Below are 5,403 nucleotides of genomic sequence, written 5' to 3'. Positions count from 1 at the left end.
TGATAAACATCAACCCCTGAACCTGGGTCACTTCTCAACGAAAACGCCGGGTCAACTCTCAGCGGAAATCAACAGCTGGTGCTCCTGCTGATCCCGTCGGCTCCGCTGCGGCCGGCAGCGACGGATGCCCAGCGGGACAGCACCCGTCCTCTCTCGCCCGGAGAGCGGCGGGCCTTCCTCCTCTTCGCCGGGGTGCTGGTGCTCGGCGGGGCGATCATGTCGCTGGTGTCGGTCCACCTGATCACGCTGCTGCAGGCAAGGGGCGTCGCGCTGGCCTCGGCCGTCTCCTACGGCGCGCTGATCGGCCCGGCGCAGGTGGGCGCCCGCATCGTGGAGATGGCCCTCAAGGGCCGGCATCATCCGCTCTGGACGCTGACGGCGGCGTTCGGCCTCGTCGCGGCAGGCTTGGCGTTCCTCGCCTCCGGCATGCCCGGTGTCGGGATCTGGCTGGTTCTCTACGGAAGCGGCAACGGCATCTACTCGATCGCTCGCGGAACGGTGCCGCTGGCCCTGTTCGGGCAGGACCGCTACGCCCTGGTGGTCGGCCGCCTGGCGCGCCCGGGCCTCGTCGCCCAGGCCCTCGCGCCGCCCGCGGGAGCGGTCGTGCTGACCCGCGCCGGCCCGGATGCCCTGTGGTGGCTGCTCCTCGCCCTGGCCCTGGCCAATCTCGGCCTGATCGGGGCACTCTGGCGAGGGCGGTAGCCCTCAAAACTCAAGTGTGCCTGACGGAGGCCACGACAATCTTCATCGTCCAAATGACCGGGATGGGGCGAGCTGCGCCTGCTGTATGTTGGAGGCGAAACGTCCGGTTCGGGACCAAAGGTCAAAGTCCGGTTTCCACCCCTGTCGGACCTTCAGAGCGTCCGCTTCTAGGCAGCCTGATAGAACAGACGCGGATGAGCGTGTTGCAGGGAAAGCAGATGCTACTCAGCTTTCGCAAGCTACGGCCGTTCCAATGAATTCTGAGACGTTCAGCATACCTTTCTTATGCTCCGATGGGCCCGCGTCGAAGTAGTCTATCGGCGAGGCGTGGAGCGTTCCACTAGAGGAAGCCCTATTGGAACGTAGGCCTCGACTGCGGCTGATAAAGCCGCTCGTCCGTTATGGAACTTTCTGCAGCTGAACTGGCGACCCGGTCTCGCCCGGCTTACCTTCGACGATCACGAGGTAGCGCCGTGCCGCCTCTGGCGCGCCTTGCGTCACTTGCCGGATCGGGCCGATCGCGTTGACGACCGCCGCACCAGCGGGGTTCGTCATGAAGGCTGCGAGCGGCTCGATGTCACCGGAGCCTTTCGGATTGGTCGACAGCGCCAGCACGAACGGCTTCTTCGGAGGCAGTCCCGTCACGGCAGCCTGAAGCGTCTGGAGCACGCCCTGATCGAACAGCGTGACTTGCGTCACCGCCTTGCCATCAATCCCGCTGAGCGTGAGCGAGCTCGACTTGCCCGCTGCTCCTAGCGGCTGCAAGTTCTGCATACCTTCGCCATCCGGCACCGCATTCGGGACGTAGACGACGCCCTGCGGCCCTTGTCCGATAGGAATGGTGGCAATCACTGTGTTCGAGGCAGTGTCGATCACGGCCGCCTGATCGGCGTTCTCCAGACCGACATAGATGCGCGAGCCATCACCTGAGGGCCAGAGGCCATGCGGTAACGCGCCGGTCGGGATCGTGGCTACAGGCGAGAAATCATCGGTGCGGAACACCTTCACTTGGTTGAGCCCGCCGATAGTGACGTAGGCGAACTGGCCGGCTTTGGTGCGCGCGAAGTTGACGTGGTTGGTAAGCGGCCCGGTCTCGATGGTTCTGATCACCGCGAAGGGCGGCTTGGCATCAAAAACCATCGTGCGGCCAACGTCCTTCAGGGTCAGCCAGACTTGGGCGCCATCCGGCGTCGCGGCTATGTCGGGACAGAACGGGCTCTCCTGCTTGACCCGCCCGGCGATCGTGCGGGACTTCACGTCAATGACGACAGTCTCGGGGCTGAAACTGGAGCAGACGTAACCGTAACGCCCGTCAGGCGAGAAGATCGTCATGCCAGGACCGTTCGGCACTGTGATCCGCGCCGTCTCCTTACCAGTGGCTGCGTCGAGGACCGCGATGTAATCCTCGCCGCGGATGCTGACCCAAACCTCTCGACCGTCAGGCGTGAAGAAGGCCTCGTGGGGCGAGCGGCCGACATAGGTCGTCTGCCGTACCGCGTTGGTCGCCGTGTCGATGAAGCTGACTGAGTTCGAGCCGATTGAGACAGCAAGCAAGGTCTTGGTATCGGGCGAGACGCCCATGCCGTGGACCAGCAGCTGGCCGCGATAAAGTGGACTGAGGTTCGCTGGCGTGATGTCGCCAAGGCGGATAACGCCGAGCAGCTTGTTGTCGACTGGGTTCACGACCGAGACGGTGTTGGAGAACTGATCCGAGCTGTAGAACCGGTCGCGGGCGCTAATTGGGATATCTGGCGATGCGGCTGGTCCTGGGGCTTGGCCGGCAAGTGCTGGCCCAGACAGGATCATGGCGAGGGTGACGAGCGGAAGGACAGCCTTCATCGGGTGGTTCCTTGTGCCGGCATCGGCGCGGCGCCGTGGTGATGGGAATGAGGGACGGGTGCCGACGGCACGGTGTCGGCGGCTGGGGCTCGATCCGCCAGCGCGCGGCGCATGACCTCGATCTCCTGGCCTTGCTCGACGATGATCCCTTGTGCGAGGCGTCGCAGGACGGGATCGCATCCGTGGATGAGCTGCGCCTTCGCCATGTCGATCGCACCCTGGTGGTGGGGGATCATCATCGCGGCGAAATCGCGGTCTGGATCGCCCGAGGGCGGGACCGCCATGTCGGCGTGCATCCGCTCCATGGACCGCGCCATTAGAACGTCAAAGCCACCATCGGCCGGCTCGGGCGGCTGCGCGGTGTGACGGTGGGCCGGTTCCGCTTGGCTGAGTGCGGCTCCGTATCCGAGAGCGATGCCGCCAAGCGACATTCCAGCCACTATCAAGGGCACTGCCAGACGAGTCATATGGTTTCTCGTTTCTTGTGATGCTGCCCACGACGACGCGAGCGACCCGCTGCCAACGGAACGCAATTCGCACGAACCGAGGGTCGCTATTGCGGGGCGAACGGGTTCTGGAACCCGCCCGTGCGCGACGGCGCCTTGGGCGGATGGGCGGTTGCCAGATAGTCCAGGATCAAGGCCCGTTCGGTGCCCTGGATGTCAGGCATGTTCTGACGCTCGGTCATCCAGGTCAGGGTCTCGTCCCAGCGCTCCCGGCTCATGCCCTGGTTCGAGACCAGACGGTAGGCGTGGCAGGCCGTGCACAACCCGAAGGTCTCCTCCCGGCCCGGATGCGCGGGTAGGTCTTCCACCGTCTGATCCCGCACAGCGACGGTCGGTTCCTGCGCCTGGCTCCCTATTGTCAGAGCAAAGGTGGTTCCGATCAGGACGGCGCCAAAGCCGGAGATGAGACGCGCGATGCCGAGGCGCCTCATCCGACGAGCACCGCGACGCGGTGCAGGGCATTGCCCCCGTACCCTTGCGGGTTCCAGTTCGCTGCTACGTGGGGCTGCGCCCTTCCCGCGCTGTCGGTCGCACGCACCCAAAGCTCGTAATAGCCATCCGACGGTAGCGGCACACTCACGCTCCACCGGCTCCAATCGTAGCGGTTGCGGGTCGGCGCGAGCTGGGTCGGGATCCAGGTCGCGCCAAAGTCGGTCGACACGTCGACGCTTGAAACGGTGAGGTCCCCGGCCCAGGCCGCACCGCGCATGGCGATCTCACGGCTGCCGGAGGGCAGCCGTGCGCCGTTGGCGGGGGCGGTCACGATCGATCGCACCGGCATCGATTCGAGGATGCGAAAATCCGTCTCGTCGGCCTTGCCGCCTGGCACCATCGGCTTGTTCGGCACCCGGTAGGCCGTGCCGGTCATGCCCTGTCCATCGTGCTCGCGGTCGCGGATCGTGATCCGCTTCAGCCACTTGTGCGAGAGCGAGGCCGGCCAGCCCGGCACTACGAGTCGCAAGGGTCCGCCGTGGATGTTGGACAACGGCTCACCGTTCATGGCGAAAACGACGAGCCCGTGCTGCTCCATCGCCTTGGCGATCGGCATGCCGCGCGACAACGACTCCTTGGTGGCATCGCCCGAAAGGTGCGGGTCCGCCCCGTAATGCGCCGTGTATTTCGCCGTGTCCTTCAGGCCCGCGGCTTTCAGCACGTCAGCGAGGGGGACGCCGGTCCACTCGGCGCAGCCGGCGCCGCCGTTGGTCCAGGGGTTGCCACGCGCCTGCGGCTGGAAGAATGAGCGGCCGTTGCCGCCGCATTCGAGCACCATGCGGTAGGTCTTGGGCGTAAAGCGGCTCTTCAGCTCGCCGAGCGAGAGATCGAGCCGCTGGTTCACCTCACCGTCGACGGTGAAGCGCCAGCCCTCGGCATCGGCCGCCGCTTCCGGGATCTGGCCGTTGGTGCGGATGAAGAACTTCGATGTCGGCGTTGTTTCGTCGTCGAGCAAGTGCTCAGGCGTCTCGGCGACCAGCGGGCGGTCGCCGAGCACCACGAGGCCTTTGTCCTTGCCGGGAAAATCCAGGGGCTGCGGACCCTTCGCAGCCGGGGCGGGGGCGGCGCCTTGCGCGTGCGCCGCAGGAACGAGTCCAGCCGGCAGGTTGCCCGCGAATGGGATGGCGGCGCCGACCGTAGCGCTCATGGCGGCGAGCCCCGCTCCGTTCAGGAAGCCGCGGCGGCTCGCGCCGGTGCGACGGCCATGCACGAGCGCGTCCGCCCGCTCGGGATCGTCCCGGTACAGTTCGTCGAGCGTGCGCTCGATACGGCCTTGCGTGCTCATGGCTGGCGTTCCTCTCCGACAGGACTCCGGCGTGATCGGCCCGGCGGCCGTCGTGCTCTGGTGGCGTCGAATGTTCAGACAGGTCGGGACCGCCGTTTTATTCCCTGCCGCGCCAAACAAAGGTTCAGCCGAGACAAGGACGGCCCATCAGCGGGTCCGACGCACTGGCGACCATCATCGATCCGGGGCTGCGACTGCCAGCCTCGGCAAGCGCTACCGTCGCGGCGAACCGCTCTGTGTCCAGCTGCTCGCCGGTGAGCCGGTAGGCGAAGGCCCCGACCGTCCATCGCGCGACCTGGGACGTTGCCGGCACGGCGTCCTCCGGCGCGCCGCGTTCGGTAATCGTAAGGCGGACGCGGCAGCCGCGTTCGCCGATGTAGAAGGCGTCGGCCCGGGTCGGTCGAGTGTCGGAGGCGAAGCTTACGCGCTCCAGTCTGAGGTTAGCGGCATCCAGGTTCGGGATCTGCAGCTCCGCCGTGTGTAGGCCCGATTGGGTCTGTGCAATCGACTGAAGTCGGGAGCCGCCGTCCTTCGGAGCCTCGCGGGTCGAGAGCGCAAGCACGAGAGACGCGCCGAGTA

General features: G+C 66.1%; 5 protein-coding genes and 1 pseudogene. 1 reads left to right on the top strand and 5 read right to left on the bottom strand.

Features of this window, described 5'->3' with window-relative positions; genetic code table 11:
* Positions 1-147 precede the first annotated feature (147 nt).
* Positions 148-702: pseudogene (locus K2X24_RS02280) on the top strand (MFS transporter); the annotation flags it as partial.
* A gap of 399 nt (positions 703-1,101) precedes the next feature.
* Here K2X24_RS02280 and K2X24_RS02275 read toward each other — a convergent pair.
* The 5 genes from K2X24_RS02275 to K2X24_RS02255 form a co-directional block, all read right to left on the bottom strand.
* The gene (locus tag K2X24_RS02275) at positions 1,102-2,541 is read right to left on the bottom strand and encodes a YncE family protein (protein WP_292494242.1); all 1,440 of its coding nucleotides are present in this window, start codon (positions 2,539-2,541) and stop codon (positions 1,102-1,104) included.
* On the bottom strand, positions 2,538-3,008 hold the full coding sequence (locus K2X24_RS02270; RefSeq protein WP_292494240.1) for a DUF305 domain-containing protein: 471 nt from the start codon (positions 3,006-3,008) through the stop codon (positions 2,538-2,540). Before K2X24_RS02270 ends, K2X24_RS02275 begins: the two co-directional genes overlap by 4 nt.
* 86 nt (positions 3,009-3,094) lie before the next feature.
* Positions 3,095-3,355 carry a hypothetical protein gene (locus K2X24_RS02265; RefSeq protein ID WP_292494238.1) on the bottom strand — a complete coding sequence of 87 codons (261 nt, stop codon included), beginning with the start codon at positions 3,353-3,355 and terminating at the stop codon, positions 3,095-3,097.
* A gap of 119 nt (positions 3,356-3,474) precedes the next feature.
* The gene (locus tag K2X24_RS02260; RefSeq protein WP_292494237.1) at positions 3,475-4,824 is read right to left on the bottom strand and encodes a sulfite oxidase; all 1,350 of its coding nucleotides are present in this window, start codon (positions 4,822-4,824) and stop codon (positions 3,475-3,477) included.
* A gap of 124 nt (positions 4,825-4,948) precedes the next feature.
* Positions 4,949-5,403, bottom strand: a 455-nt coding sequence (locus K2X24_RS02255; RefSeq protein WP_292494236.1) for a hypothetical protein, incomplete at its 5' end; no start/stop codon positions are given.

Origin of the sequence: Methylobacterium sp. (assembly GCF_019750675.1) — a bacterium.
Taxonomy (GTDB): Bacteria; Pseudomonadota; Alphaproteobacteria; order Rhizobiales; family Beijerinckiaceae; genus Methylobacterium.
The sequence above is the reverse complement of the archived record's forward strand: the minus strand, read 5'-3'. Positions and strand labels throughout refer to the sequence as shown.

Bases quoted from the DNA above. Each gene is read 5' to 3' on its own strand.
- K2X24_RS02275 (WP_292494242.1), bottom strand. From the start codon at position 2,541: ATGAAGGCTGTCCTTCCGCTCGTCACCCTCGCCATGATCCTGTCTGGG.
- K2X24_RS02270 (WP_292494240.1), bottom strand. From the start codon at position 3,008: ATGACTCGTCTGGCAGTGCCCTTGATAGTGGCTGGAATGTCGCTTGGC.
- K2X24_RS02260 (WP_292494237.1), bottom strand. From the start codon at position 4,824: ATGAGCACGCAAGGCCGTATCGAGCGCACGCTCGACGAACTGTACCGG.